Genomic DNA, 25,987 nt, shown 5'->3' with positions numbered 1-25,987 from the left:
GACTACCGGGATAACCGCCGACACTCACGAAAAGGGGGTCAATGTTGGGCGCCGATAAGGGGTCAACTTTGCGCGCCGGTTGACATCAATCGCCGAAAGAGGCTACAAGCCCGCCATCGAGCGTGCAGAGCTCCTGGACGAACCGGCCTCGTCTTGGCCGCAGTCTGCTCAACGTAAATGCGCGCGGTCGCTCGGCAAAGGGTTCGATCATCTTGACCGCAGTAAATCGCTTCGCGTGGCGCGAGACGGTCTGCCTTCCGGCTTCAGCTGATCGAGGCCTCGCCACCGTAGTGATCGAAGATCCATTCGTATGTCTGGGCGACTTTGCCCTGCCAGATTGCATCATCATAGGCGGGAGGAAGGCTATCCAATGATTGCTGGATGGCGCTCCGGACTGCCGCTTTGGCGCGTTCTTTGAGGCGCCAGTCGAGCACCAGCTTCTCGCGCTTTAGAGTCTCCAGCATCGCCTTGGCGACCTGCTTGACCAAGGCGAGTTCGTCAGGTGTCAGTTCGGGTTCCGGCTTGGTCAGGATGTCGACGATCGCCAGCTCTTCCTCCGAAAGCCCCTCCCGGATCGCTCGGCCTTCTTCCTCATCAAGGTCGCGGATGAACGCCATCAACGCATCGAACAAGCGCTCCACGTTCAGGCTGCCGGCGTTGTACTCGTCAATGAGTTCCTGAAACCGTTCGATCAGCGATGACCGCATCGGGTTTAGCGCCGCCAAGTCCTCCAGCTTTCGCTCGATGGCAGTGCGCAGTTTCTGAGTCTGCGTGCGCTTCTGCCCTTGCGCGAAGCGCTCGCGCAGCTTGTCAAAATCGATCCGTGAAAGGTCAAACAGCCCTTCCACGTCATCGCCGGACCGAACCGGCGCCGTGATCTCGATGCCGAGAATGGCCTCGTCGAGAAGGGCTTCGATCTCATCGGCTACGCGCTGGACCCGCGCTTTCTGGTCCGGGTCTTCTCGCAAGGCGCGGACCTTCTCGGCCATAACGTGAAGCACGGCTGCCTCCACGCGCCACTGATCGGCGGCCGGATCGGGGAGGACGGCCTTGAACAGTGTCCAGACGTTGCCGGCATGGCGCAGAAATGCCTGCTGCTCCTGATCGGTGCCCATTACTGCCTCTACCGCCTCGGCAAGCCTAGCGATCCGCTCAAATCCCTTGGCGTTGACGATCCCGGTGGGATCGATCGCACGACGGCGGCAGAAGTCCATTGCTTCATCCACAGCAGTCTTCAGACGGCCGACAAGCGCCGCCTTGTCTTCGATAGGATTGGAGCCTTCTGTGGAAGGCTGGGCATAGATCGCCAGCGCCTTCTGCAAATTCCGGAAGACGCCTACATAGTCAACGATCAGGCCAGCCGACTTGCCCGGTGCCGTGCGGTTTGCCCGCGCGATGGTCTGCATCAGCGTGTGGTTCTTCATCGGCTTGTCGAGATAGACGGTCGAACAGGTGGGCACGTCGAAGCCGGTAATCCACATCGCGCAAACGAAAACCAGCCGCAACGGATCGGCCGGAGCCTTGAACTTCTCGTCGAGGTCATCCTTCACCATCCGTTCCCGGTGGGGGCGGATGTCGAGGCCCTTGGCTGCCATGTCGGCGATCTCGTTTTGCCCTTGGCTGACGACAACGGCCATGTCGGTTTCATGCAGCCATTTGAGTTCAGCTTGGGCGGCCTCGCGCGTTTCGCCGGACAGCGACTGGATAGCCTTGGCCTTCTCGACCAATGCTGCATCCCATGCGGCACGAACTTTGCCATGCATCCGCACGGCGGTTTCCTTGTCGATGGCAATGAACATCGCTTTGCCGCGATAACCACGCCCCATGAAGTGGCGGACGACATCATCGGCGATCCGGTCAAGCCGGTCTTCCCGCTTGATCAGGCTGTACTGCCGCGCCAGCTTGCGTTCGAGGGCGCGATTGTCATCATCGTCCAGGTCAGCCTCGGCGATGATCGCATCGACCGCTTCATCGATATCGTCCGAGGCCAGTTGCAGCTCGGGAATGCGGTTTTCATAATAGAGCGGAACGGTCGCCCCATCCTCGACCGACTGGCTGAAATTATAGACTGAGATGTAGTCACCGAACACCTCGCGAGTTTTCTCCTCACCCGCCATCAGCGGTGTGCCGGTAAAGCCGATGAACGCGGCATTGGGCAGCGCGCGGCGCATGTTGGATGCCAGCACATCATACTGGCTGCGGTGCGCCTCATCGGTGACGACGATGATGTCATCGCGCTGGGAAAGTTCGGGATAAGTCTCACCCATCTCAGTCCCGAACTTGTGGATCAGGGTGAAGACGAAACGCGCATTGCCCGACAACAGCTCGCGCAAATGCGCGCGATTCTGCGCCTGCACTTGCGGCAGCGGCAGCGAGAAAGCGCCGCAGGCCTGGAAGAACTCGGCGATCTGCTCGTCCAGTTCCTGCCTGTCCGTGACGATCAGGAAGGTCCATCCACCCGGCTTTGTGCGCAGCACCTTTTGCGTGAAGGCCAGCATGGAGAGCGACTTGCCCGAGCCCTGCGTGTGCCAGAACACGCCCAGTTTGCCGCCCGCCTTGCCGATTTCGGCCACGGCTTTGTTAACGCCGAGATACTGATGGTTCTGCGCGATCTTCTTGATCAGGCCGTCGCGGGTTTCCTCGAACACCACGAAATTCTCGACGATGTCGAGCAGCCGCTCGGGTGAGCAGGCAGCGGTCAGCACGGTGTCGAGGCTGACGACGCCCTTCGCCCCCTCGTGGTCGATGCGCTTCCATTCCTTGAAATGGCCCCAGGCCGCGAAAGGCGCGCCGATGCGGGCATCATCTCCGTTGGACAGCAGCACCAGCCCGTTGCCCCAGAAGATGTGGGGCACGGCATCGCGATAATCGCGCAAGTTCTGGTCATAGGCGGCCTGTGCGCTGCGATGGCTGGCCTTCAGCTCGATGAACAGCAGGGGAATGCCGTTGACGAAACCGATCAGATCGGCGCGGCGCTTGTGGATTTCGCTGGCGATCCAGAATTGCTGGGCGATCAGCAGATCGTTGGCATGGGGGGAGCGCCAGTCGATCACGCGCGCGATGCGGGTTTCGCTGGTGCCATCGGGCAGAGTGGTTCGGACCTCCACGCCGTCTCGTAGCTGACCCATGACTTCGCGGTTGGCGGCGATGGGGTTCATGTCCCCCCGATTGCGCATCAGTTCATCGGCGGCGGCGCTGACGGCATCGGCGTCAAGGTCCGGGTTCAGCCGCTCGATCGCGGCGCGCAGCGGACCAGGCAGCATGGCCTGTCGAAAGCTGGTGCGCCCTGTACGCGGATCGGGTGCGAGGACCAGCGGGTTTTCCTTGTAGAGATTCTCGTGCCGCCAGCCCAGCTCGATCAGCCGCGCCACCGCCGGGTCTTCGACCATCTGGCCCTCGCCAAACGCGGACAGCACCGCCCCGAGCGATTCCTCGCGGGTTGGATAGCGTCCGGGGTCGTCGGGGTCAGCGGGTGAGGTCATGCGGCGGCGGCCTCCAAGGCTTCCTCGGCGGCGCGGACTTCGATTTCGCCTGAGATCAGCTTGGGGAGCAGCAAGTCGCGGGAGGTGCGGAGGTTAATGTTGGCGTCCGTCAAGGCCGATATGGTGCGACGCATATCGCCCGCTATGGCTTCAAAGGCGCTGACCATTCGTAATGGTGGGAGTATCGTCGGCATAGAATGCACGATGTTCCGATTGAGCGAGGGCACGGCAGCACCCGTGTTGTTTCCCGTCAGATCGAGGCTCGAGAGCAGGTAGTATGCGAAAACCGGGCCTCCGTGCTTGAACTCCTTGATCCAAAGTGAAGTATTTAGCGGCCAAAAGTTTCCTTCGATATACTGGACCTGCCCAATTGTCCCGGATCGGCCGGTCGTCACTCCCGGGCCTCGCACTTTGTACTCGCGGTGGAAACCATGGATACCGGAAGCCGCAACCACAGGATAGGGGCCTTTAGTCCGCTCGCTGATGGGAAGATCAAAGCCTCTTTGCAGCGTGAGGGCATCGCCCATCGTCGCCGCAATCCAATCTCCAGGGCCAGATAACGCGACGGGCGCACGGCGCTGGACAAACCACTCCTCGAACAGGCGGCGGGCCATGTCTTCGAGGATGGCGATGCGCCGCGTGTTATTTTCGATAAGGTCGTCATAAGCGGAGAGAATGTCGGCGATGCGGCGTTGCTCGTCTAACGGCGGGAGGGGAATGCTGTATTCGCGCAAGGTCGCCAGATTGACATGGGGCACGCCGGATGATGAAGCTAAGCCAACGAAGTCTGACCTGATTTTCGGCTCGCAGAAGCAATAATAGATAAAGGCTGCATCCGCTTTTAGCGGATCAACGGTCAGTTTCATTTGGCTCTGCGAAATCACATATCGATCAAAACGCGAGGTCGGAGGGATCAGCGCCACCTGCCCCAATGTACCTCGCTGAGTGAAGATCACATCGCCGCGCCTAGCTGTATGGGCACGGAGTTCGTCTGCCTTTTCGGTGGTCACAAATACGAAGTCGGCATCGTGAAAGCGGGAGCCATCACCCATATTGGCGCCGCGTATGACTGGGACTCCTTCATCGGCATACATGCTCGAAACCAGTTTGGATCCGAAGGGGCCTCCATTCAGAGACCATTTGCGTTTGTCGGCGAGATTTTCGATCCGAATATACGGCGTTGCTTGCCCATTAATCACGCTAGCAACTCCGCCACATTAACTGCAATCCGTCCTTGCAAGTCCAACGCGTCACCATTCATCCGCTCTAGTTCCTCCTGCAGGGCTTCCAGCTTCTCCTTGAAATCCTCCGCGTCGGCTTCTCCCTTGGCAATGCCGACATAGCGGCCCGGATTGAGCGACCAACCCTGCGCCTCGATCTCCTTGCGCGAGGCCGCGCGGCACAGGCCGGGGACGTCCTTGTAATCATCCAATCCGCCCAGCCACTCGCGCAGCAGGGCCGTCGATCCGAACGCCAGTTCCGGTTCGGCACCGCGCCACAGTCGGACGATGTTGGCGAGGAACTCGATCTGTTCGTCACGGAAATCGCGGTGGGCTCGGTCGACCTGGTTGAAGATGTGGCGAGCGTCAATGAATAGCACTTCATCGGCGCGGGTCGTGCCCGGCTTGGCACGGTCGAAGAACCATAGCGTGCAGGGCAAAGTCACTGTCAGGAAGAAATTGGGGCCGACCGAAACGATCACGTCCGCTGCTCCGCTTTCGATCAGCTTCCGCCGGATCTCCGCCTCGCTGCCGCGCGCGTCAGCCGCGCTGTTGGCCATGACGAAACCGGCGCGGCCATTATCGTTCAGCGCAGAATAGAACTGGCTGATCCAGATGTAGTTGCCATTGTCGGTGCTGGGCAGACCGAAGGGGAAGCGTGGCTTGACCACTTCGCTCCCGCTCGCCGTCACCGCCTTCAGCTTGGCCTTGTCCACGCCTGCGACATTAAATGGCGGATTAGCCATGACGAAATCGAATCCGCCCACCAGCGGCACGCCTTTGAACGCTTCGGGCGCGTCATCATAATAGCTGTTGGTATCGGCGATGGTGCCTGACAGGCCATGAACCGCCAAGTTCATTTTGGCGAGACGGATCGTCTCCTTAGTCTTTTCCATGCCGAACAGGCTGATCTCCTTATCCGGCGCACGCTGGTGGCGCTTCACGAAGTCCGCAGAATGGACGAACATGCCCGCCGATCCACAGGCCGGATCAAGGATGCGGCCGTGGAACGGCTCGATGATCTCGACTATCAGCCGGACGATCGAACTGGGCGTGTAGAACTCGCCGCCCTTCTGCATTTCCTGCTTGGCGAACTCGCCCATGAAATATTCGTAAACGTGGCCAAAAGCGTCGCCGTCGATCTCCAAGGGCTGAAGCAGGCGGATCAGTTCGATCAGCGTATCCTTGGGAATCTCGTTGAAATTCTTGGGCAGAACATCGTCCAGCTCGGCGTTGTCGCGTTCAATATCCTTCATCGCATTGTTGAGCGCACGCCCAACATCGGCATCTTCGGGCAGGCTGAGCAGATACGAAAACCGCGCCTCGGGCGAGAGGTAGATCACCCCTTGCGTCTTGTAGTCATCCGGCCCGGGCTTGAGCCGCGATCCAGGCTTGGGCGCCAGCGTCTTCTCCACGCGCGCGAACTGCCCCTCGGCATAACGCAGGAACAGCAGGCCCAGCACCGGCCGGCTGTATTCCGATGGCTTCAGCCCGGAATTGGCGCGAAGCTGGTCCGCCATCTTGAATAGGCTGCCTTCGATTACCTTGGGATCACTGGACACGGACTTTGTTCTTTCGTTCCTGAATTGCGCGCTCATGCATCTTCCTGTTCGGAAGGCATGTTCCAGAATTTCCGCCACAATGCATCCTGCATGATGCGGCGGTTGCTGATTCGTTGCTCGATCTCCTCTTGCATCGCATCGAGTTCTTCCAGTCGGCCTTCGATATCGAAGGCTTCGTCCGCGTCGGGTACCGGAATGGCGAGATCTTGAAGGGCGCTGATCGGCAGGCTGGGGACGGTCGTGCCGCCAGCCAATGCTTGAAGCTTTGCTCGCATCTGCGGGGAGGATAGGATTCCAGCCAGAACACGCGGTTGGCGAATGGCTGAGCCTCGCTCCAATCTGATGATCGCCAAGCTTTGAGAAACGACAATCTGCGGAGCATCCATCAGTCCATCCAGGATCGCGCCCATGCCGACGATACCGACGGCCCCGACATTGCCTTTGATGCTTACAAGGATGTCGTCTGTCTCGACGTGCACCTTGCCCACGCTCATACGCTCCTTAGCTGGGAAGCGAATTTCCTTGGAAGGCGCACCAACCTTTCCGTCCACGATATCGGAAACGGCGATCTCAAGGCCGATCACGTCGTCGTCCGACGGATCGCCGCGGACGGGTTGCGGCGCGCGTGGACGCAGGATTTTGGCGACATCACCAAGCCGGACGGTGTGACGGGCCGACAAGGCCTCGTCCATGCGGGTCAATTCGTCGCTGACGATGAAGCGGTTTGGCAGCAGATTGTAGTTCGAGGTGGCCAGTTCTTCGATACCGATGGTACGTGTCGGGGCCGAACCGAGGCATTCGAGCTGTTTGACGATCAGATCTTCTTGCTCCCGACCGCTGCGGCTAACCCGGTCCATGCTCCGACCGTCAACGAAGGTCGCATCGGGCCTTTCCATCTGGTCAATCTTGAGCAGGTTAACCTGCACACCGCTGGCGCGCCCGAAAATGCCAGGCGGCAAGCTAGTGACGGTAAGCCCGCCCATCGTGCAAAGCTGCTCACGGAATCCGACGTCGTTCCGGCTTTCCCGAAACAACAAGCCATCGGTGACGACAGCGACGAAGCCCTTTCGCGCCCGGTCCGCCAGTTGCTCCACTTGCCATGCCTCAAACAACATGCCTGCAGCTTGACCATCCTTCATGCGGTAGCCGAGAGGCGGAACCGATATAAGATGATCATATGCGCCGGGCTTTGGCGCATGGTCCTCGTGAAAGGTGGATGATCCATCGGAGTATGGAATGGTTTCGATGGGATTCCTCCGGTCGACACGCAGTGGGCGGCCATCGGCGTGGGCTAGCAACGCCATGATTACCTCAGTCTGCCAATTGGTCACGTGGAGCGTAACCGGTCGGAACTGGGCCAGACCCCAAGCAATCGTTGCACTGCCGGCAAACAGGCAGGCGATGGTTTCGTCGGCCGGAATACCAAGTGAAGTGCCGATCGCTGCACCGACTCGAGGGCTGATTGGAATGAACGGTTCGCGGTATCGGGCATTGTCTATCAGCGCCTCCAGTTCGGCCGTCCAATCAATCGCTACCGGGACATGGATGGGAAGCAGGCTTTGAATGCCCCGCGCCTGCGCTTCGGAAAGATCGATGTCTTCAAGCCAATCCCGAACGCGGATCAACGCATCAGCTTGATCAGCCGGTTGCAGCGTTCGCGCTAGGGTAGCGAACATCTCCGAGGCTGTCGAAGATTTGATCCCCTTGGCGGCAGCGACGATGGCGGCAAGAGCGATCGGCATTGCCTCGACGCTGCGAACACCTGTTTGGGTCGATAACGAATGTGCAAGTTTAGATACGAAGCTCATTTGCGGCCGCTCCGTGCATTCGGGCGGGCATAGGTGGTGATCAATGCGCCGCCGGCTTCGACGACAGCCAAGCCACCCTTATCGAGAGCCTTCAGCACCGTCGACCGCAGCTTTTCAACATCGTCCTTGAGGTTGCACAGGTCTTTGCGGTCTAGCTTGCATGCATCGCCATCCCAACGCCCATGCGAAAGAACCAAGTCAACCAACGCGGCAGGGATGCCACGCTGATTCATGCGGGCGTCCATGTGCCGCGTGGTATTCCCTTCGAAGTCGTTCATGACATGTGCCTCGCGTTGATAACGAGGTATATCTCACAACATTATCCGTCCCGCAAGAGGATAATGTTGTGATACTGAATTTCTCGATCATCGCGCGAGTGGAGCACTCGTCAGTCGCTTTCGGCCGGCTCCAGCCAATCAAAGCCTTATGCTACTTCGAAATCATCATTCTTGATCGACCAGCACCCGCCAACGTGATAGGTTTGAAGCAGTTAAACAAGGTGGTACGAAACACATACGAAATGCTTCTCGGCATTGAATTAAGCTACTGATTTTTCAGGCATAACATTGCGATCGATCCCTCCCGTAGGGGTCACCATTTATCAATGCCTTGCGAGGCGGTTGGATAGTGGTTGGCGCCGATCTGGGCGCGCGGCCAGCGGATTGAGCCAGTCGGCTTTCGGCTATTCTCCTAGAACTATTGTCGTCCGGCCTGAAGGCTTGGGCATTCACCCGTCTGCGTTCCGCTCCATGCCTGACGTCCAGCCTCGGCTCGGCTGGACCTTCCGCTTATCCCGCCACGGCCGTTCTCGTCGCCTTCGCCGATCGCGTCCTCTTTGCCTGCCCTTGCCGGGGCCGGGCAGTCGATTCCCGCACGACGAGCGAAGGCGCGAGCACGATGTTGCGGATCTCCGGATCATCCCCGCGAATGCGTTGCAGCAGAAGGTCGGCCGCCTCCCGCCCCAGGGCATTATGGCCGATGCGTATCGTCGTCAGCGGCGGCGTCACCAGATCCATCATGGGCATGTCGTTATGCCCGACGATCGATATGTCCTCCGGGCACCGAAGGCCGCGTTCCTTCAGCGCATCATAGGCGCCCAGTGCGAGAAGGTCGTTTGCGGCGACGATCGCGGTGATGTCGGGGTCACGGTCCAGCAGGCGGCGGGTCGCAATCGCGCCCTCTTCCCGCGAATAGCCTTCTGCTGCTTCGTGCAGCGGCTCGGTCGAACGAAGGTCGTGCTGCTCCATCGCGCCATAAAAGGCGCGCCGCCGCAGATGGCCGGTGGACACCGTCTCCGGCCCTGCGAGATGTGCGATCCTGCGATGTCCCAGTTCCACGACATGGTCGACCGCGAGTTGCATTCCCAGCGCGTCGTCGGAGACGACGGCCGACAATCGGCGCTTTTCCTCCGCCCGGTTGACGAGAACCGCCGGAAGCCCCTGTTCGAGACAGAAATCGACGACCGGGTCGTCGCGCTGGACGGTCGCCAGGATCAATCCCTCGATCTGCCGCGTCGCCAGCTCGCGCACGATCTCCAGCTGTCGGCTGGAATCCCGCCCCACATCGGCAACCACGGTCGAGAAGCCTTCCGCCGCAAGCCTTTCCGCCGCGCCGCTGAGGATCGGGGAAAAGACGGTATTCGCGATGTCGGGCACGAGCATGCCGACAAGATGCGAGCGGCCGGTGCGCAGGCCCGCGGCGAGCAGGTTGCGCCGGTAGCCAAGGCGCTGCGCCGCCGCGAGCACGCGTTCAGCCACTTCCTCCGCGACCAGATAGCGGGTCGCAGGATTGAGCGCGCGGGAGACGGTCGACGGGTGAACCGCAGCGGCCTCCGCGACCTGCTTGATCGTCACGGTCCGGGATTTGGTGCTACTGCGCGGCAAAATAGTCTCCTTTGACAGGCCTTTCTCTTCCCGCGCGCAAATCTTGGCAACATGATTTCGCATTCCGGCCGATCGCGGGCCTTTTGCAGGCGGCTGCGGCAGGATGGAGGGGCGCCGGTTCATGGCGGCGGGGCGATGCGATGCCGCCCGCGAACGGCCGCTTCGACGGACCGTCAGGTCATCGCGCCGCTATCCGGGCCGTCGGAAGTCCGGTCCGGGGATTGTCTCTGGCTTGTCGCGCTTAAAAGGAGCGATGCGGGAAGGAGCGCCCCCTCCCCTGCCGAGGCCGATATTTCCCGCCGGGCTTAATGTTGGCGTTTGAAGCGCTGCACCCGGCGGCCATAACCGACTTCCGCCGTGTAGAGATTGCCTTTTGAATCGATCGCGATGTTGTGGATCGACTTGAACTGGCCGGGCTGGCGGCCCGCGCGGCCCCATTTCGTGACGAACGCGCCGGTCTGGCGGAGCAGGGTGACGACCTGTCCGTTGCCGCCGTCGGCAACGAAGATATAGCGCTGCGCGGCGTCTTCGGACAGGACGAGGTCCCACACCGATCCGCTGCCCAGCGTCTGGGGCTCCACCTTGAACTCGCGCACATAGCTGCCGTCCTTGCGGAACACCTGTATCCGGTCGTTGGCCCGGTCGCAGACATAGACCAGACCGTCGCGGGCGATGCGCACGCAATGAACCGGGTTGTTGAATCCCTGCGATACCGAAGCGGGCGAATAGGGCGGCAGCTTGTCGTCATTGGGCACCGAACCGCTGCCGCCCCAATGCCGCTTATATGCGCCGGTCGACAGGTCGAAGACGATCACCCGGCGATTGCCATATCCGTCCGCGACATAGAGTTCGTTCGCCGCGCTGTCCGTCATCATATGCGCCGGGCGTCCCAGCCGCGTCGTGGAATTCGACCCCTTGGTGCCGTCGTCGGCCCCGAACTGGCGGATGAACTTGCCGTCGCCGGTGAACTCCAGCACCTGGTCGCCGTCCAGATTGCCGGCGATGAAGACATGGCCCGCATCGTCGACATGGATGCCATGTTCCATCTGGACCCATGGATGGCCCTGCCCGGCACCGCCCCAGGCGGCGAGAAGATTGCCCTGCTGGTCGAATTTCATGACCGGCGGAGCAGCCGAGCAGCAAAGCGACTCAGGCGGAGATTTCTGCGCGCCCTTCTCGTCGTCGAGCAGCGAACCCGGCCGCTGGATGATCCAGACATTATCGTCCTTGTCGACGGCGACGCCCGAGACCTGGCCCAATATCCAGTTGCCGGGCAGGGGCCTTGGCCATTGCGCGTCGGGTTCGAACCGGGGGGCGTCGGCGGCGGGTTTCTGGGCGGGAACGGGCGCTGAGCCGATGCAGCCGATCAGCATCGCCATGGCAAGGAAACAGCGCCGCATAGTCATCCCTCCGGGCCCATTGTCGACCGAATAAGGCTCTCAAGCAAAGGGCCCGCGTCCTAACATATTGTTATTCCGAAAGCGCCGTGGCAGCAGGCGGTTGCGCGCCCTGATGATAGCCATTATTTATCTTAATTAATAAGATTTCAATTGCCTATATCGCGATATGATGGTGATTTGCAGCGCCTGTCAAGGCGCAATCAGGGTGCGTGGCATCTGTTCAGGAAGGTTTCCCCTGTGGAAGGAAGCTGCTAGCTGGAGTTTCGCGCCCGGGGTGGCGCCTTGGGTTTGGATTGGGAGAAGTATTCATTCGCGGACCGGTTCTAACGCCGAAGAATAATTCGGTGACGCGGGCGTTTGCGATCCTGCGGGCCATAGCGGGCGCGGGTCGTGATCTGAGCGCGACGGAGGTTGCCCGCGCGGTGGGCAGCAATATGGCGACGGTGCATCGCTTCCTGCTGACGCTGGAAGGCGAGGGTGCGGTCGCGCGCGGGCGCAAGGGCGGTTTCCATCTGGGGCCGGCCCTGGCCGACCTTGGCGCCCGGGTGGAAGGCGACGTGCTGCTGGTGAATGCCGCGCATCCGCATCTGGAGGCTCTGGCCGATGAATTCCGCGAAGCCGTCCACTGCGTCGCGCGCAGCGGGAACCAGGCGATCAATGCGGCCGTGGCGCGGCCCGACCGTTCGCTGGTCATCAGCCATCCGGTGGGCGAGCCGTTTCCGCTTCACTGCACCTCCGCGGGCAAGCTGTTCATCGCCTCGATGAGCGAGAGTCACCGCGCCAGCTTCCTCGCCAATGCGGAGCTTAGACGCTACACGCCCGGCACCATCGTCGATCCGGGGCAGCTCATGGCCGAACTCGGCCGCATCGCGAAGCAGGGCTATGCGGTGGACAATGAGGAATGGGAGGAGGGGCTTCGTTCGATCGCCCTGCCGCTGCATAACATGCGGGGCCAGGTGGTGGCGGCGATCGCGCTGTCCGCGCCCAGTTCGCGGCTGGGCGACGAGCAGTTGGCGAAGGCGCGGTCCGCGATCGCCGGCAGCGTGACCCAGATCGAACGGTCGCTGTCGATCGAGAGCCGGGTTTTCCCGTCGCGCGCCAAGCCGCGCGGCAATTTCCCGCACCTGAAGCGCGTGGCGGATTTCCTGTTCATTTCGGGCACCAGCGCGCGGCGGCCGGATGACAGTTTCGAGGGTGCGACCGTCGGGGAAGACGGCAAGGTCGTGATCGACATAGAGCGGCAGGCGCGCTTCATCTTCGACGCGATCCGGGACATGCTGGCAACGGCGGGCGCGTCGCTGGCGGACATCGTCGATATTCAGGTCCACCTGCTCGACATGGCCGATTATGAGACCTTCAACCGCGTCTATGCCGATTATTTCGGCTTCGAAGGCCCTGCGCGCAACACCGTCGCGGTCAAGGAACTGCCCCATCCCCATCAGGGGATCATGATCACCGCCATCGCGTTCAAGCCGGGTTCCCATATCGCCCCGGACGAATGACGCTATTGCCCTCGACCGGAGCGATTTCCAGGCGACGCGATTGATCGCTGATTAAGAAATCGCGTTAGGAGGGAAATCAGGGCGATTCCAGCCCGATGCGGGCATCGCGCGCCCGCTGTTTGATCCTTGTTCGTTCCATCGTGCGATGTCGCGCGAGCGCCAGCCGTGGCTGTGCGATATAAATTCTCACCTAACGAATTTTATATCTTGCATATCGAGATAATATATTTCATGCATGGTTCCGGGAAGGGAGAGACGTGGATGCCCGCTGTTCGTTTGAGCCGAAGGTCCGCAATGCCTGGAGGGCAGGCGCGTCGCCGGTTCTGGCGGGCAGCCGCCCTCGCCCTGTTGGCGGCGGCGGGCGGTGGCGCGGCGCAGGCTCCGGCAGCGAAGGTGCCGATGGTGAAAAGCCAGGCGCCGGGCTTCTATCGCATGATGCTGGGCGACTATGAGATCACGGCGCTCAATGACGGCGTCGTCGACTTCCCGCCGGCAAAGCTCTTGACGAACACGACGGCGGGCGAGGTGGCCGCGATGCTGCGCAAGCGGTTCGAGCCGGATGCCGTGCCCACGTCCGTCAATGCCTTCCTGATCAACACGGGCGACCGTCTGGTGCTGGTGGACACGGGCGCCGGAAAGGTTCTGGGGCCGCGTCTGGGCGGGCTTGCGGAAAGCCTGCGGGCGGCGGGGTACCGGCCGGATCAGGTCGATGCCGTGCTGATCACGCACATGCATCCCGACCATATCGGCGGCCTGGTGAAGGATGGGCAGCCGGCATTCCCCAATGCGACCGTCTATGCCGACAAGACCGATGCGGCGCTGTGGCTGGACCCGGCCGAAGCGGCGAAGGCGCCGGAGGATCAGGGCAAGCTCGGCAAATATCGCTTCCGGGCGGTCAAGGAGTCGATGGACGCCTATAGCCGTCGTGGCAGGCTTCGATATTTCGACGGCACGGGGGAAGTGCTTCCCGGCATACGCGCCATCGCCTCTCGCGGGCATTCGCCCGGCCACGCCTTTTTCGAGGTGGAATCGAAGGGCGAGCGCCTGCTCTTCTGGGGCGACATCATGCATTTCGGGCAGGTCCAGCTCGAGCTGCCGGAAGTGGCCATGTATTCCGACATCGATCCTGCAAAGGCGACGGCGAGCCGGTTGGCGGCGCTGAAGGATGCAGCGGACGGGCGCTATCTGGTCGCCGCCGCGCACCTGCCCTTTCCCGGACTGGGGCATATCCGCAAGGCCGAACGCGGCTATGCCTGGGTGCCCGTCACCTACGAAATCCCGCCTCGCTGACGGAGGGGGCGGCTGGACGGCCCGATGCGTGAAGGCGTCGGGATGATGCATCGATGGGAGGAGGCGACATTGCGACTGGGTTCCGGATTATTGGCCTTCGCGGCGACGATGCTGCTGCCCGCCGTTGCGGTCGCGCGCGACGCGGCTCCGCGCAACGACCTGCCTCAGCCTTATGAAACGACCCGGGATTGGGGCACTTTGCCCGCGGGGATGAAATGGGCGGCGGTGACGGCGGTGGAATCGGCGCCGGGCGGCGTCATCTACGTCATCCATCGCTGCTATGAGAATTCCTGCATCGACCGGCCCGAACCGCCGATCCTGAAATTCGATGCGCAGGGCCGTCTTCTGAAGGCATTCGGCCAGGGCCTGTTTCGCTTCCCCCATGGGGCGACCGTCGATCCGCAGGGCAATTTGTGGGTCACCGACTTGGGTTCCGTTTTCCTGGCCGAGCGTGGATCGGGCGACAATGGCGGCAAGATCGTGAAATTCGATCCCGACGGCAAGGTGCTGATGACGCTGGGTCACGATGCGCTGGGTTCCGCCACAGACTTTCTGGATCAGCCCAATGACATCGTGGTCACGCGCAAGGGCGACTTCTTCGTGTCCGAAAGTCATTCGCCCGGCGGCAAGAACAACCGGGTGCTGAAATTCTCGAAGGACGGCAAGTTCATCGGGCAATGGGGGCGCAAGGGAAGCGGCCCTGGCGAGTTCAGCGAGCCTCACAGCCTGGCGCTCGATTCCCGTGGGCGGCTGTTCGTGGCCGATCGGGAGAATAACCGCATCCAGATCTTCAGCCAGGACGGCAAGTTCCTGGCCCAATGGCATCAGTTCGGTCGCCCCAGCGGCATCTATATCGACGGGAAGGACAGGCTCTATGTCGCGGATTCCGAATCCAGTCCGGTCGAGGGCCGCAATCAGGATGCCCGCATCCGTCGCGGTATCCGTATCGGCAGTGCCCGGACCGGAAGGGTCGACGCCTTCATCGAGGATGCCGAAGCGGCGGAACCCAGGCATTCCGGGGCCGAAGGCGTGGGTGTCGACGATCAGGGCAATGTCTATGGCGCGGTCGTTGGCCGCCGCATGCTGGAACGGCATGTGAAGCGGCCGAAGCCATGAAGGGCTGCCCGGTTCCGAATGATTGGCCCGTTGCAAGGCCCGCAGACTTTCGTTGACGGCTTCCTGCGGGCTTGATACCAATCTTACAAGACGAATTATTTTTCTTACTTAATGAGAATCGGAGAGAGCTCATGTCCCAAGGTAAGATTCTCGCGGGCTTCGTGGCGCCGCATCCTCCCCATCTCGTCTATGCTGAAAATCCCCCGCAGAACGAGCCGCGCTCGGAGGGCGGGTGGGAGCCGTTGCGCTGGGCCTATGAAAAGGCGCGCAAGAGCATCGAGGAACTGAAGCCCGACGTGCTGCTCGTCCATTCGCCGCATTGGATTACGACAGTCGGCCACCATTTCCTGGGCGTGGAGCGTCTGTCGGGCAAGTCGGTCGATCCGATCTTCCCCAATCTCTTCCGCTTTGCCTTCGACCTGAACGTCGACGTCGACCTTGCCGAAGCCTGCTGCGGCGAGGCACAGGCGCTTGGCCTGACCGCCAAGATGATGCGCAATCCGAACTTTCGGGTGGATTATGGCACGATCACCACGCTGCACATGGTCCGTCCGCAATGGGACATCCCGGTCGTCGGCATCTCGGCCAATAATTCGCCTTATTATCTGACCCTCGACGAGGGCGTGGAGGAGATGGAGCGGCTGGGCGAAGCGACGCGGCGGGCGATCGAGAAAAGCGGCAAGCGGGCCGTGCTGCTCGCGTCCAACACCTTCTCGCACTATCATTTCCATGAGGAGCCGGAGATTCCCGAGGATATGAGCCGGGAGCATCCGCAAAGCTACAAGGGCTACAAATGGGACATGCGCATGATCGAACTCATGCGCAGGGGCGAGATTCGGGAGGTGATGCGCCTGTTCCCCGAATGGGTGGAGGAAGCCTTTGCCGAAGTGAAGTCCGGGGCCTTCCCCTGGATGATCTCCGCCATGGAATATCCCACCACGCCTGCGGAGCTTCACGGCTACGGCACGGTCATCGGCACCGGCAACGCCGTCATGGAATGGCGCCTGGCGGCCTGAGCCCCAATCGAGATACGAGGACATATCATGCCGGTCGTTTCCGCATTTCTGATGCCGGGCAATCCGCTGCCCTTCCTGCGCCAGGACAATCCGCCCTGGGCTCCGCTCGCCACGGCGGCGAAAGCGGCGGGCGAGGCGCTGCGCGCCAGCCGGCCGGACGTGTTGCTGATCTATTCGACCCAATGGTTCGCCGTGCTGGACGAACTGTGGCAGGCGCGTCCGCACAGCACCGGCGTCCATGTCGATGAGAACTGGTATGATTATGGCGACCTCCAGATGGACTTGCGTGCGGATGTTTCGCTGGCCCAGGCGTGCGTCGCGGGGGCCAATGCGGCGGGCCATCGATCCAAGGCGGTCGATTATGAAGGCTTTCCGATCGACAGCGGAACGATCGTCGCCAACGCCTTCCTCAACCCCGGCGGAACGATTCCGACGGTGGTCGCCGCCAACAATCTCTATCATGATTTCGCCACGACGGAGGCGCTGGGCCGGGTGGCGGCGGAGCAGGCCGATCTTCAGGGCAAGCGCGCGGCGGTGATCGCGGTCGGCGGCCTTTCCGCCGGCTATTTCGACAAGGACATCGACATAGCCGAGGATCGTATCGTGGATGAGCAGAGCGACGCCGCCAATCGCGTGCTGCTTGCCGCGATGGAGCAGGGCGGGGCGGACCGCTTGCGCGCCGGACTGGATGACTTCGCCGCGGCGGCGAAGACCGACATGGGGATGAAGCATCTGGCCTGGCTGTTGGGGGGCGTGGGCGATTTCAAAAATGCCCATGTCCATGGCTATGGGCCGACCTATGGCGCGGGTGCGGCCGTGGTCGAGTTCAAGCTGGCCTGATCCGGCGGACCATGGCCGTCAGCCGGCATCGCCATTCCCTTGACTCCATGTCGCCGGACGCGCCGGGCGGTTCGGACTTCGCGCTTGAAGGCCGCGCCTGTCCCCCTTCGCTTGCGGCGGCGGCGGGAGAGGCGCTAGAGCCGATCGACATTCAGAAGATGACGAGCCGAAAAGGGTGGTTTTCCGTGACCCGGCGCGCAGCGTACTCAAAGTATGTGAGCACCGGAAGCACGGAAAAGCGTCATTTGCAGGCCGTCAGGGCTGAATGTCGATTGGCTCTAGGCCCCGGGGGCGGGTTCTGGCAGCAAATGGCCCGTCCGGCACAAGCGGGGCGGCCAGGCGTTCATCATGGGCTTCGCGTTCGAAAGATCGGTTCGATAGAGTTTACGGTGCAATGAAGATGACAGATGAATTGAAGATCGGCCTGCAGCCGGCACCCAATGGCCGTCTTGCGGCGGCGCCGGCCGGCATAGTGGAGGGCAAGGCGAAGCCGCGCGGGCCATTTCCCCATTATCGGCGGGCCGGGGACTTCATCTTCATATCGGGCACCAGCGCGCGAAAGCCGGACAACAGCATCGAGGGTTCCGATGTCGATGAAATGGGCGTCACCCAATTGGACATCAAGGCGCAGACCCGCGCCGTCATCGAGAATATCAGGGATATATTGGCGGCCGCCGGCCTCGACCTGTCGGATCTGGTCGAGGTAAGTTGCTTTCTCGTCAGCATGAACGATTTCGGTGGATTCAACGAAGTGTGGGCGGAATATTTCGACGAGACCGGCCCCACCCGGACGACGGTCGCCGTCCATCAGCTTCCCCATCCGCTGCTGCTGGTCGAGATGCGCGCCATCGCCTACGCCCCGGACCCGCAGATGGGCTGATCCGCCCGCGAACAGACCAAGCCCGATAGAAGGAGGAAATCATGTCCGATCGTCGCGAACGGATCGTGCGCGCCTATTTGTCCGCCATGGAAAAGGGCGACCTGAACGGCGTGCTCCAATGCTTCGCAGCCGATGGCACGGTGATTTCGCCCGTCTATGGGGAAGAGCCCGTCCGCCCATTTTACGAAAAGCTGTTCGCGGACACGATCAGCGCCAGCGTCGATCTGCACAGCCTGTACGTCAGTCCGACGCAGCCCGAGCGGCTGATTGCCCATTTCGCCTATCGCTGGAGCCGGCATGGCCAGCCCGATGTCGATACCGACCTGATCGACCTTTTCGAATTCGATCCGCAAAGTGATCGGATCGGGCGTTTGCGGATCGTTTTTGCGCCCTTGCCCGGCAGCGGCGCGTGATGGGCAGCGTCATGGCCGGACGGGCAGGCCGCTCTCGCTATTCCGTCGAAGGTTGCGGCTTTCAGGCGAAAGCGGCCTGATCGCGAACCCATTCCCGCCCCGCCCCGCGTGGCGGACGAGCGGTGATCTTCTTCCACGCCTGCTCATGGAAGAAGAAGGCGACGGCGTTGATCATCGGTTCGATCAGCGCGATCCCGCCCGCCATGGCGACGGAACCGGTCATCAGATAAGCGACCGAGAAGCCCACGGTCAGGTGGATGCTGAGATAGGTGGCGGTCTTGATCAGGTCTGTGGACATGGCTCTGTGCTCCTGTTGCCGCTCAATTAAGATTCGTTCGCAATAGGTGCCAACAGCTTTTCCCTCTGGCTCTGATCGCCTTTGCCGATCAGGATGGCGGGAAAGGAGAGTCCAGGATGAGCGGAAAGATCAGGGTCGGCATCGGCGGTTGGATCTTCGAACCATGGCGCGGCACCTTTTATCCCGAAGGGCTGCGGCAGAAGGACGAACTGGCCTATGTGGGCCAGCATCTGACCGCGACGGAGATCAATGCCACCTATTACAGCACGCAAAAGCCGGCGACCTTCGCCGGCTGGGCCAAGGCCGTGCCGGATGGCTTCCAGTTCGCGGTCAAGGCGTCGCGCTACTGCACCAATCGGCGCGTGCTGGCGGAGGGGGGCGAATCCATTGCCAAGTTCATCAACCAGGGTCTGGTCGAACTGGGCGACCGGTTGGGGCCGATCCTCTGGCAATTCATGCCGACCAAGAAATTCGATGCGGAGGATTTCGGCGCTTTCCTGAAGCTGCTGCCGGCCAGCATCGACGGCGTGCCTTTGCGCCACGCGCTGGAGGTGCGGCATGAGAGTTTCGATGATCCCGTCTTTTTCGACCTCGCGCGGCGGGCCGGCGCGGCTGTGGTCTATGCCGACCATCCGGAATATCCGGCGTTGCAAGGCCAGGAGGTCGGCTTTTCCTATGCCCGTCTGATGCGCACGCGGGAGGAGGAGCCGACCGGCTATTCGGCGGAGGAGATCAAGGGCTGGGCGGAGGTGGCGCGCGAACGGGTCGCCAGAGGCGACGTCTACGCCTTCTTCATCAGCGGGGCGAAGGTCCGCGCCCCCGCCGCAGCGCAGGCCATGATTGTGGCTTTGCAGTAACATCGACTGTTGCATTTGCTGCAACTGCGAAATCGTCCTTTGCGATTGTTACAACATCATGTCGGGCGCATAGGCCCGCTCGCCCCTGGTGGCGATAAATAACAATGACTTGCAGGACGAATGATATGCGACATAGGGTTCAGGGCGTTGCCCTTATGGTTGCGGTCGGCGCGCAGATGCTGACCTTCTATTCGGTGCTGTTTGCCTGAGCGCAACATGACCCGATCCAAAGAGTCCTTGATGGACATCGGAAGAGCCGCCCTGGATATTGCCATGGGCGGCTCTTTCATTATCTCGGGACTTGATCAACCCTCCGCCAGCCAGCCCGCCAGCAGATAAGCGACGACGCCGACCGGACCCAGGGCGCACAGCGTCAGCAGCACGAGCGCAATCCGGATCAGCGTGACATCCAGGCCGGTGCGGTTGGAAAGCCCGGCGCACACGCCCATGATCTTTCCATTGCGGCGGTCGAGGGTGAAGCTGTTGTTCATGAATCTGGCCTTCTTGAAGAGATATGGCGGGATCAGGCGATCGGCGCGATCGGAACGGCGGCGCCGATGAAGAGCGCGGAAACCAGCAGGGCGCCGGTAAGGGCAAAGGCGGCGTTTTGAAGCTTGGCGAACATGATATACTCCCTGATTTGTGCTTGGCCGGACCATCCGGCCGTGATGCCGGGAAGACTGCAGGAGCCGTGCCAATTTCGATTTCGACCCGATTTTCAGGTATTTTCGCAGCCCACTCATCATTTTTGGGCGGGAAATTTTCCGCTAATTGGGCAAATTTCCTGCAAGTCGGGAATATTTGCAGGGTGATCGTCTGAAGGAACCGCTTCTCTTCGTCTACGGCACGCTCCGGCCCGGCTGCGACGAACCGATGGCCCGCTGGTTGGGCGATGCGGCCCGTCCTGTCGGCCCAGCCGTCGCGCAAGGCGCGCTCTATCGCGTGGCGGCCTATCCGGGCTTCGTGCCTGGCGGGACCGGTGACGTGACGGGCGACCTGTTCGCGCTCCCCGATCCGGAGGCGGTGCTTGCCGCGCTCGACGACTATGAGGAATGCGCTGCCCACTTCCCCCAGCCGCATGAATATCGTCGCGAACGGCTGATCGTCCTGGGCGAACATGGGCCGGTGGAGGCGTGGACCTATATCTACAATCGCGACGTCGTCGGGCTGGAACGGATCGAGAGCGGTGATTTCCTGAGTTGAGAATGGCTAGCGCGAGGCCCGGGCGCGGCTGGAGCGTTTTCCGGGCGGATAGAATGATCTGCTGGCTCGGAAAACGCGGCAAAACAAAAGCCTGGAGCATCATGCAGAAAACCGGTTCCCACTTTTCCGCATGATGCTCTAGGCTCTCCCGCCATGGCTTGAGGAGAGACGCGCATGACCGATGAACGGGATCAGCCGGAACGTTTGCCCGAAGACAGCAACTGGATCGGTTCGACCGGCCTCGACCGGCGCAAGCTGCTGGTGGGCGGGGCGTTCGCTGCGGGCTTCGCCGCTGCCTGCCGGCCTGTGTCCAGCAGCGCGGTCCAGACCTCCGGTGAAGGGTTGAAGGAAGAAAGCGTCTCGATCGGGGCGAGCGACGGCTTTGCCATGCCTGCTTTCGTCGCTCGTCCCGCCGCCGGCAAGGCTGCGCCGGTCATCGTCGTGGTGCATGAGATTTTCGGCGTGCATGAATGGATCCGCGATATCTGCCGCCGCTTTGCGAAGGCGGGTTATTACGCCATCGCTCCCGACCTGTTCGCGCGCCATGGCGATGCGACCAAGGTGGCTGATTTCAGGCAACTGGTCGGCACCATCGTCTCCAAGGCCTCCGACGAGCAGGTGTTGAAGGACATCGACGCCACCTATGCCTGGGCGGGCAGCCATGGCGGGGACGGCAGGCGGCGCGGCATCACCGGCTTTTGCTGGGGCGGGCGGGTCGTGTGGCTCTACGCCGCCCACAGCAGGGAACTGGACGCAGGCGTCGCATTTTACGGCCGGCTGGTCAGCGACAAGACCGAATTGCAGACGCTGAGCGTCATCGAGCAGGTGAACCGGCTCAAGGCCCCGGTGCTTGGCCAATATGGCGCGCTGGACAAGGGCATTCCGGTAGCTGACGTCGAGAAGATGCAGGCCGCGCTGAAGATCGCGGGCAAGTCGCCGCCGGACGCGATCACCGTCTATCCTGACGCCGACCATGGCTTCATGGCCGACTATCGCCCCAGCTACAACGAAGCCGCCGCCAAGGCCGCGTGGGACGCGACGCTCGGCTGGTTCGGCAAATATGTGAAGGGATAAGGACCGTTCGGCTTGGGGTGAGCTGAAAGCAGCGCCCTTGCCATATGTTCATTCTTTACCGCCATGCTGAAACAAGGTCGGCATGACGGCTTTGCAGGGCGGCGGCTGCCCTTATTTCTGCTTCATCGCCTCGACGGCGGCGAGCGTGCTCTTCACATGGCCGGCATAGTTCATCTCGCTATGGACGAAGGCGATGCGGCCGCTGGGCGCGATGACATAGGAAGTGCGGTCGGTCATGCCCGGCCGCATCTTCAGCGCCACGTCATAGCCCGATACGATGTTGGGACCAGCCGACGCCACGGCGAACTTGCCCGCGCATTCCTTGGTGGAGAAGGCGACCAGATCGTCCACCGGATCGGCCGACATGCCGATCACGGTCGCGCCAGCCTTCCTGAAATCCTCGATATGTTCGGCGAATTCCCGCGCTTCGGCGGAGCAGCCGGGGGTGAACGCCTTGGGGAAGAAATAAAGCACCACCGGCCCGCGCTTCAACTGGTGCGACAGGGTCAGGGTGAAGGTCTTCCCCGCCAGCGCGCCGCGGGTGGTGAAGTCGGGCGCCTTGGCCCCGACGGCCAGCGCCGCCATGGCGCCCTGCGAACCGACGGCGGCAGCGGCAAGGGCGAGAGCGATCTTCAGGCTTCTCATCATCGGCTTCCTCTTCATTCAGGCGGTGGGGGGCTTCCGATAGTCCATCCCTTCGGCCATGGTGATGACTGCAACGTTCGCCGCGCGCAAGTCCGCCAGTGGCCCAGCCGGATCGCGGGGGAAGAAAAGTCAGCCCCTTCCGGCGCGCCATGGCATAAGCCGTGGCTGAGAAGTGGCCGAGAAGGAGTGTGGCAGGGATGAAGCAGGAACGCGCGCTGGCCGGAACCCATTGGCGGAATGCCGGTTTTCCTCCCATGCGCGCGATGATTCTCCTGCCGCTGCTCGTCCTTGCGGCGTGCGGCGACAAGCCGGGCGATCAGCCCGGGATAGCCACCAATATCGTCGACGAAGCGATGAACGAAGTGCAGCAGGTGCCGGAAGGCGCGAACGGTATCCAGACCGCTGAACCCGCGCCGGAGATTCCATCCAAGCCCGTGCCGGTGGGGTCGACCATCCCCGCCAGCGTGCAGGGGCGATGGACGGGCCTGGACGAAAGCTGTGCCGACCGCGCGACCGAGCTGGAGCTGACGATCACGCCGACCAGCCTGGTCTTTCTGGAGAGCGAGGGGAAGGCGACCGGCGTGTCACACGGCCCGGACGGCCGCATCCGCATCGACGCGGCCTTCACCGGTGAAGGGCAGAGCTGGAACAGGAAGCTGGAATTGCGGCCCTCGGCCAGCGGGCGGGAGTTGACGGTGATCGACGACGGCCGGGCGGTGACGCGGAAGCGGTGTAGTTGATCTTCGGCCTGTTCCTGCAAAGGCGGGAAACGGGGTCGGACGGCAGAATTGGGTTCCTGCCTGCGCAGGAGCGCGGAATGCTTACTCCAAGCTTTCCCAAAGCCGCCGCACTGGTTAGAGCCGCCTCATGATCGGCCGTCTTACCTTGAGCGATTTCCGCAATCATGCGGATGCGCTGATCATGCCCGATCACAGCTTCATCGTGCTGACCGGGGACAATGGCGCGGGCAAGACCAACATATTGGAAGCCGTGTCGATGTTGGCGCCCGGACGCGGCCTGCGCGGCGCGGCCCTGCGCGACATGGTGCGGCAGGACGGGGCGGGCGGTTTCGGCATAGCGGCGGAAGTGGACGGCGTGATGCTGGGTACGGGGGTTCTCGCTTCGGCCCCCGACCGGCGTCAGGTGCGGATCGGCGGCGTCGCATCCTCCGCCAATGCGCTGGCGGATCATCTGTCCATCGTGTGGTTGACGCCGGCGATGGACCGGCTGTTCATGGACAGTCCCGGCGGGCGGCGGCGTTTCCTGGACCGGCTGACGCTGGCGCTTCACCCCGCCCATGCCGCGCACAGCGCCCGCTACGAGGCGGCGATGCGGGCGCGCAACCGGCTGCTGAACGATCTGTCCGCCGCCGATCCTTCCTGGCTGAGCGCGCTTGAAACGCAGATGGACGAGCATGGCGCGGCGCTTGCCGCCGCCCGCGCCGATCTGGTCGGCCGCTTGCAGGCCGCGCTGGAGGACCAGCCCGACCATCCCTTTGCCCGTCCGCTGCTGGCGATCGAGGGGGAAGGGGAGGGCGACGAGCCCCTGGGGCTTCGCCTGGCCCGCGAACGCCGCCGCGATGCCGCTGCCGGTCGCACCTTGTCCGGCCCGCACCGACAGGACCTCGCGGTCGTTCACGCCGCCAAGGCGCAGGCTGCCGCGCTCTGTTCGACCGGCGAGCAGAAGGCGCTGCTGCTCTCCATCCTGCTCGCCCATGCGGCTCTGGTGGCGGCTCATCGCGGCCAGCCGCCGGTACTGCTGCTCGACGAAGTGGCGGCGCATCTCGACCCGTCGCGGCGGGCCGCGCTGTTCGACCGGCTGCGGGAAACCGGCGGTCAGGTCTGGATGACGGGGACGGAATCCGCACTTTTCAACGACTTGCCTGTGGCGAGCCGGTTTTGCGTAACGGCGGGGCACGTCTTTCGTTCCGCAGATTGACGCGCCGCAACAACGACTCGTCGCTGGCTGCTTTTCAACGCGTCCGGCGTCTGCCCTAAAGCATGGCACGGGGTTAAGTCGTTCAAATAGTCGGGGTTCGCATTCCTATGATCGGTGGTTTTCGCGCTATTGTCGCAGCGGCAACGCTTGCACTCGGCGCCCTGATCACGACCCCGGCCGCTGCCGGCGTCCTTCAGTGCGCGCCCTTCGCCCGGCAGGTTTCCGGTATCGAGCTATATGGCAATGCCAACACCTGGTGGGGTCAGGCCGATGGCCGCTATGAACGCGGCCATGAACCCCGTGTCGGCGCCGTCCTTGCCTTCTCGGCCAGCCGTTCGATGCCGGTCGGCCATGTCGCCATGGTCAGCAAGGTCGTCAGCGAACGCGAAGTGCTGTTGACCCATGCCAACTGGTCCTATCGCGGCGGCGTAGAGCGCAATGTCCGCGCTATCGACGTGTCCCCGAACAATGACTGGACCGATGTGCGCGTCTGGTATGGCCCGATCGGGGATCTGGGTCTGCGGCCGAACCCCGCCAAAGGCTTCATCTACGCGCACAAGGCGAGCGACGCTCCGGTGCAGATCGCCATGGCGGATCGCGCGACGGCAGGCTCCGACGCCGCGCGGGGTGCTTTCTGACATTTTAACCATTTCCTAATGGTCGCCGCCTAATTTCGTCGGCGGTGGGGCGATTCTGAGACTTTTGGGGTCGCATGAAAGTGGGAATGATGCGCTGGGCGGCCTTGCTGCTGGCCGGCCTGACAGCGACGCCTGTGCTGGGCGCGACCGTGCTGCAATGCGTGCCCTATGCGCGCACCGTGTCGGGCGTCCAGATCTATGGCGACGCGCTGACCTGGTGGGACCAGGCGGAAAATCATTATAAGCGCGGGCATGCGCCCCGCAGGGGCGCGGTGCTGGCCTTCCGTCCCGTCGGCCCGATGGTGCTGGGCCATGTCGCGGTGGTCAGCAGGGTGCTGGACGACCGGCGCGTGCTGATCCGGCATGCCAACTGGTCGGTGCCCGGCGCGATCGAGGAGGATGTTCTCGCAGTCGACGTATCCGAAGAAGGCGACTGGAGCGAGGTGCGCGTCTGGCACAGCCCGACCAACCGGATGGGCGCGCGCAGCAACCCGACCTTCGGCTTCATCTATCCCGACAAGCCGCAATTGCGCGAGTTCCGGACCGATCCGGCGCTGGGCGTCAGCACGCGCTTCGCCAGCATGACGGTGACCAAGGACGATCCGGAGGAGGATAGCGCTCCGTTGCGCAGGTCCGCCGCCCAGCCGCGGCTGGCGGTCGACCTGCGCGCCATCCGCTATGCCGATGCGGCGCCTTCCGCCCGTTCGCTGCGCGACATCATCGCGGACGTGAAGCGAGACGCGGCGCTGCGTTGAAGCGGCCCGATGCTCCCGCGCGGGCAGGAACCCGGTCCCGGCTATCCTGAAAACACGGCGTCCGAACGGGCTCTCATGAGCCTCTCGTCTCATCGGAACGCGGCTGAATAAAAGGGCGCACCCCTCTGGCGAGGCGGCGCCCTTTTTTCTTCAGCGCAGACGAAACT

The 25,987-nt window shown here is 62.5% G+C and carries 24 protein-coding genes; 14 read left to right on the top strand and 10 right to left on the bottom strand.

The features are described from left to right. Nucleotides 1-263 precede the first annotated feature (263 nt). The 7 genes from K7W03_RS05905 to K7W03_RS05875 all read right to left on the bottom strand — a co-directional run bounded on the left by K7W03_RS05905 (nt 264) and on the right by K7W03_RS05875 (nt 11,355). Nucleotides 264-3,482 (bottom strand): type I restriction endonuclease subunit R, encoded by a 3,219-nt coding sequence (locus K7W03_RS05905; protein ID WP_222885764.1) that lies wholly within the window; start codon nt 3,480-3,482, stop codon nt 264-266. Continuing rightward, complete coding sequence (locus tag K7W03_RS05900; protein WP_222885763.1) at nt 3,479-4,681, bottom strand: restriction endonuclease subunit S; 1,203 nt, start codon at nt 4,679-4,681, stop codon at nt 3,479-3,481. The genes K7W03_RS05905 and K7W03_RS05900 overlap by 4 nt, the downstream gene beginning before the upstream one ends. Then, complete coding sequence (locus K7W03_RS05895) at nt 4,678-6,264, bottom strand: type I restriction-modification system subunit M (RefSeq protein WP_222885762.1); 1,587 nt, start codon at nt 6,262-6,264, stop codon at nt 4,678-4,680. The genes K7W03_RS05900 and K7W03_RS05895 overlap by 4 nt, the downstream gene beginning before the upstream one ends. Before the next feature lie 32 nt (nt 6,265-6,296). Beyond that, complete coding sequence (locus K7W03_RS05890; RefSeq protein WP_222885761.1) at nt 6,297-8,072, bottom strand: hypothetical protein; 1,776 nt, start codon at nt 8,070-8,072, stop codon at nt 6,297-6,299. Beyond that, the gene (locus tag K7W03_RS05885) at nt 8,069-8,350 is read right to left on the bottom strand and encodes a DUF4258 domain-containing protein (RefSeq protein ID WP_222885760.1); all 282 of its coding nucleotides are present in this window, start codon (nt 8,348-8,350) and stop codon (nt 8,069-8,071) included. The genes K7W03_RS05890 and K7W03_RS05885 overlap by 4 nt, the downstream gene beginning before the upstream one ends. Before the next feature lie 510 nt (nt 8,351-8,860). Next, nucleotides 8,861-9,955: a LacI family DNA-binding transcriptional regulator gene (locus K7W03_RS05880; protein WP_037482940.1), complete on the bottom strand. Its 1,095-nt coding sequence runs from the start codon at nt 9,953-9,955 to the stop codon at nt 8,861-8,863. Between the two features lie 305 nt (nt 9,956-10,260). Next, entirely contained in the window at nt 10,261-11,355 is a 1,095-nt protein-coding gene (locus K7W03_RS05875) for a hypothetical protein (protein WP_204369849.1), read from the bottom strand. 344 nt (nt 11,356-11,699) lie between these two features. On the opposite strand from K7W03_RS05875, the gene K7W03_RS05870 reads away from it, so the two are divergent. The 7 genes from K7W03_RS05870 to K7W03_RS05840 all read left to right on the top strand — a co-directional run bounded on the left by K7W03_RS05870 (nt 11,700) and on the right by K7W03_RS05840 (nt 18,412). Then, nucleotides 11,700-12,857 (top strand): IclR family transcriptional regulator C-terminal domain-containing protein, encoded by a 1,158-nt coding sequence (locus tag K7W03_RS05870; protein WP_137710225.1) that lies wholly within the window; start codon nt 11,700-11,702, stop codon nt 12,855-12,857. A gap of 294 nt (nt 12,858-13,151) precedes the next feature. Then, nucleotides 13,152-14,147 (top strand): MBL fold metallo-hydrolase, encoded by a 996-nt coding sequence (locus K7W03_RS05865; RefSeq protein WP_222885759.1) that lies wholly within the window; start codon nt 13,152-13,154, stop codon nt 14,145-14,147. 42 nt (nt 14,148-14,189) lie between these two features. Then, nucleotides 14,190-15,263, top strand: a complete 1,074-nt coding sequence (locus K7W03_RS05860) for a peptidyl-alpha-hydroxyglycine alpha-amidating lyase family protein (protein ID WP_222885758.1) — start codon at nt 14,190-14,192, stop codon at nt 15,261-15,263. A gap of 131 nt (nt 15,264-15,394) precedes the next feature. Next, nucleotides 15,395-16,279: a tRNA U-34 5-methylaminomethyl-2-thiouridine biosynthesis protein gene (locus tag K7W03_RS05855; protein ID WP_037482922.1), complete on the top strand. Its 885-nt coding sequence runs from the start codon at nt 15,395-15,397 to the stop codon at nt 16,277-16,279. A 27-nt stretch (nt 16,280-16,306) separates the two neighbouring features. Beyond that, nucleotides 16,307-17,119 (top strand): tRNA U-34 5-methylaminomethyl-2-thiouridine biosynthesis protein, encoded by an 813-nt coding sequence (locus tag K7W03_RS05850; protein ID WP_222885757.1) that lies wholly within the window; start codon nt 16,307-16,309, stop codon nt 17,117-17,119. A 400-nt stretch (nt 17,120-17,519) separates the two neighbouring features. Beyond that, nucleotides 17,520-17,999, top strand: coding sequence for a RidA family protein (locus K7W03_RS05845; RefSeq protein ID WP_222885756.1), 480 nt, complete (start codon nt 17,520-17,522; stop codon nt 17,997-17,999). A 41-nt stretch (nt 18,000-18,040) separates the two neighbouring features. Further along, complete coding sequence (locus tag K7W03_RS05840) at nt 18,041-18,412, top strand: nuclear transport factor 2 family protein (protein ID WP_061937901.1); 372 nt, start codon at nt 18,041-18,043, stop codon at nt 18,410-18,412. Between the two features lie 61 nt (nt 18,413-18,473). Here the strand turns inward: K7W03_RS05840 and K7W03_RS05835 are convergent, their stop codons facing one another. Beyond that, complete coding sequence (locus K7W03_RS05835; RefSeq protein ID WP_044660356.1) at nt 18,474-18,710, bottom strand: DUF2061 domain-containing protein; 237 nt, start codon at nt 18,708-18,710, stop codon at nt 18,474-18,476. A gap of 116 nt (nt 18,711-18,826) precedes the next feature. On the opposite strand from K7W03_RS05835, the gene K7W03_RS05830 reads away from it, so the two are divergent. Next, the gene (locus K7W03_RS05830; RefSeq protein ID WP_222885755.1) at nt 18,827-19,567 is read left to right on the top strand and encodes a DUF72 domain-containing protein; all 741 of its coding nucleotides are present in this window, start codon (nt 18,827-18,829) and stop codon (nt 19,565-19,567) included. A 305-nt stretch (nt 19,568-19,872) separates the two neighbouring features. On the opposite strand, the gene K7W03_RS05825 is transcribed toward K7W03_RS05830, so the two are convergent. Beyond that, nucleotides 19,873-20,058 carry a PspC domain-containing protein gene (locus K7W03_RS05825; protein WP_048575843.1) on the bottom strand — a complete coding sequence of 62 codons (186 nt, stop codon included), beginning with the start codon at nt 20,056-20,058 and terminating at the stop codon, nt 19,873-19,875. A gap of 325 nt (nt 20,059-20,383) precedes the next feature. On the opposite strand from K7W03_RS05825, the gene K7W03_RS05820 reads away from it, so the two are divergent. Together K7W03_RS05820 and K7W03_RS05815 are read left to right on the top strand one after the other, a co-directional pair. Continuing rightward, nucleotides 20,384-20,770 (top strand): gamma-glutamylcyclotransferase, encoded by a 387-nt coding sequence (locus K7W03_RS05820; RefSeq protein WP_103001242.1) that lies wholly within the window; start codon nt 20,384-20,386, stop codon nt 20,768-20,770. Nucleotides 20,771-20,944: 174 nt separating this feature from the next. After that, the gene (locus tag K7W03_RS05815; RefSeq protein WP_222885754.1) at nt 20,945-21,844 is read left to right on the top strand and encodes a dienelactone hydrolase family protein; all 900 of its coding nucleotides are present in this window, start codon (nt 20,945-20,947) and stop codon (nt 21,842-21,844) included. A 111-nt stretch (nt 21,845-21,955) separates the two neighbouring features. Here the strand turns inward: K7W03_RS05815 and K7W03_RS05810 are convergent, their stop codons facing one another. Further along, nucleotides 21,956-22,492 carry a peroxiredoxin gene (locus K7W03_RS05810; protein WP_373886284.1) on the bottom strand — a complete coding sequence of 179 codons (537 nt, stop codon included), beginning with the start codon at nt 22,490-22,492 and terminating at the stop codon, nt 21,956-21,958. 194 nt (nt 22,493-22,686) lie between these two features. On the opposite strand from K7W03_RS05810, the gene K7W03_RS05805 reads away from it, so the two are divergent. The 4 genes from K7W03_RS05805 (at nt 22,687) to K7W03_RS05790 (ending at nt 25,820) form a co-directional block, all read left to right on the top strand. Further along, nucleotides 22,687-23,229, top strand: a complete 543-nt coding sequence (locus K7W03_RS05805) for a hypothetical protein (protein WP_025549684.1) — start codon at nt 22,687-22,689, stop codon at nt 23,227-23,229. A gap of 127 nt (nt 23,230-23,356) precedes the next feature. Beyond that, nucleotides 23,357-24,427, top strand: coding sequence for a DNA replication/repair protein RecF (recF, locus tag K7W03_RS05800; RefSeq protein ID WP_222885753.1), 1,071 nt, complete (start codon nt 23,357-23,359; stop codon nt 24,425-24,427). Nucleotides 24,428-24,534: 107 nt separating this feature from the next. Continuing rightward, nucleotides 24,535-25,065 carry a CHAP domain-containing protein gene (locus K7W03_RS05795; RefSeq protein WP_025549682.1) on the top strand — a complete coding sequence of 177 codons (531 nt, stop codon included), beginning with the start codon at nt 24,535-24,537 and terminating at the stop codon, nt 25,063-25,065. An 86-nt stretch (nt 25,066-25,151) separates the two neighbouring features. Next, nucleotides 25,152-25,820 carry a CHAP domain-containing protein gene (locus K7W03_RS05790; RefSeq protein ID WP_222885752.1) on the top strand — a complete coding sequence of 223 codons (669 nt, stop codon included), beginning with the start codon at nt 25,152-25,154 and terminating at the stop codon, nt 25,818-25,820. The last annotated feature ends 167 nt before the right edge of the window (nt 25,821-25,987 follow it).

It is taken from the genome of Sphingobium sp. PNB (assembly GCF_019873065.1).
Lineage (GTDB): Bacteria > Pseudomonadota > Alphaproteobacteria > Sphingomonadales > Sphingomonadaceae > Sphingobium > Sphingobium fuliginis.
The sequence above is the reverse complement of the archived record's forward strand: the minus strand, read 5'-3'. Positions and strand labels throughout refer to the sequence as shown.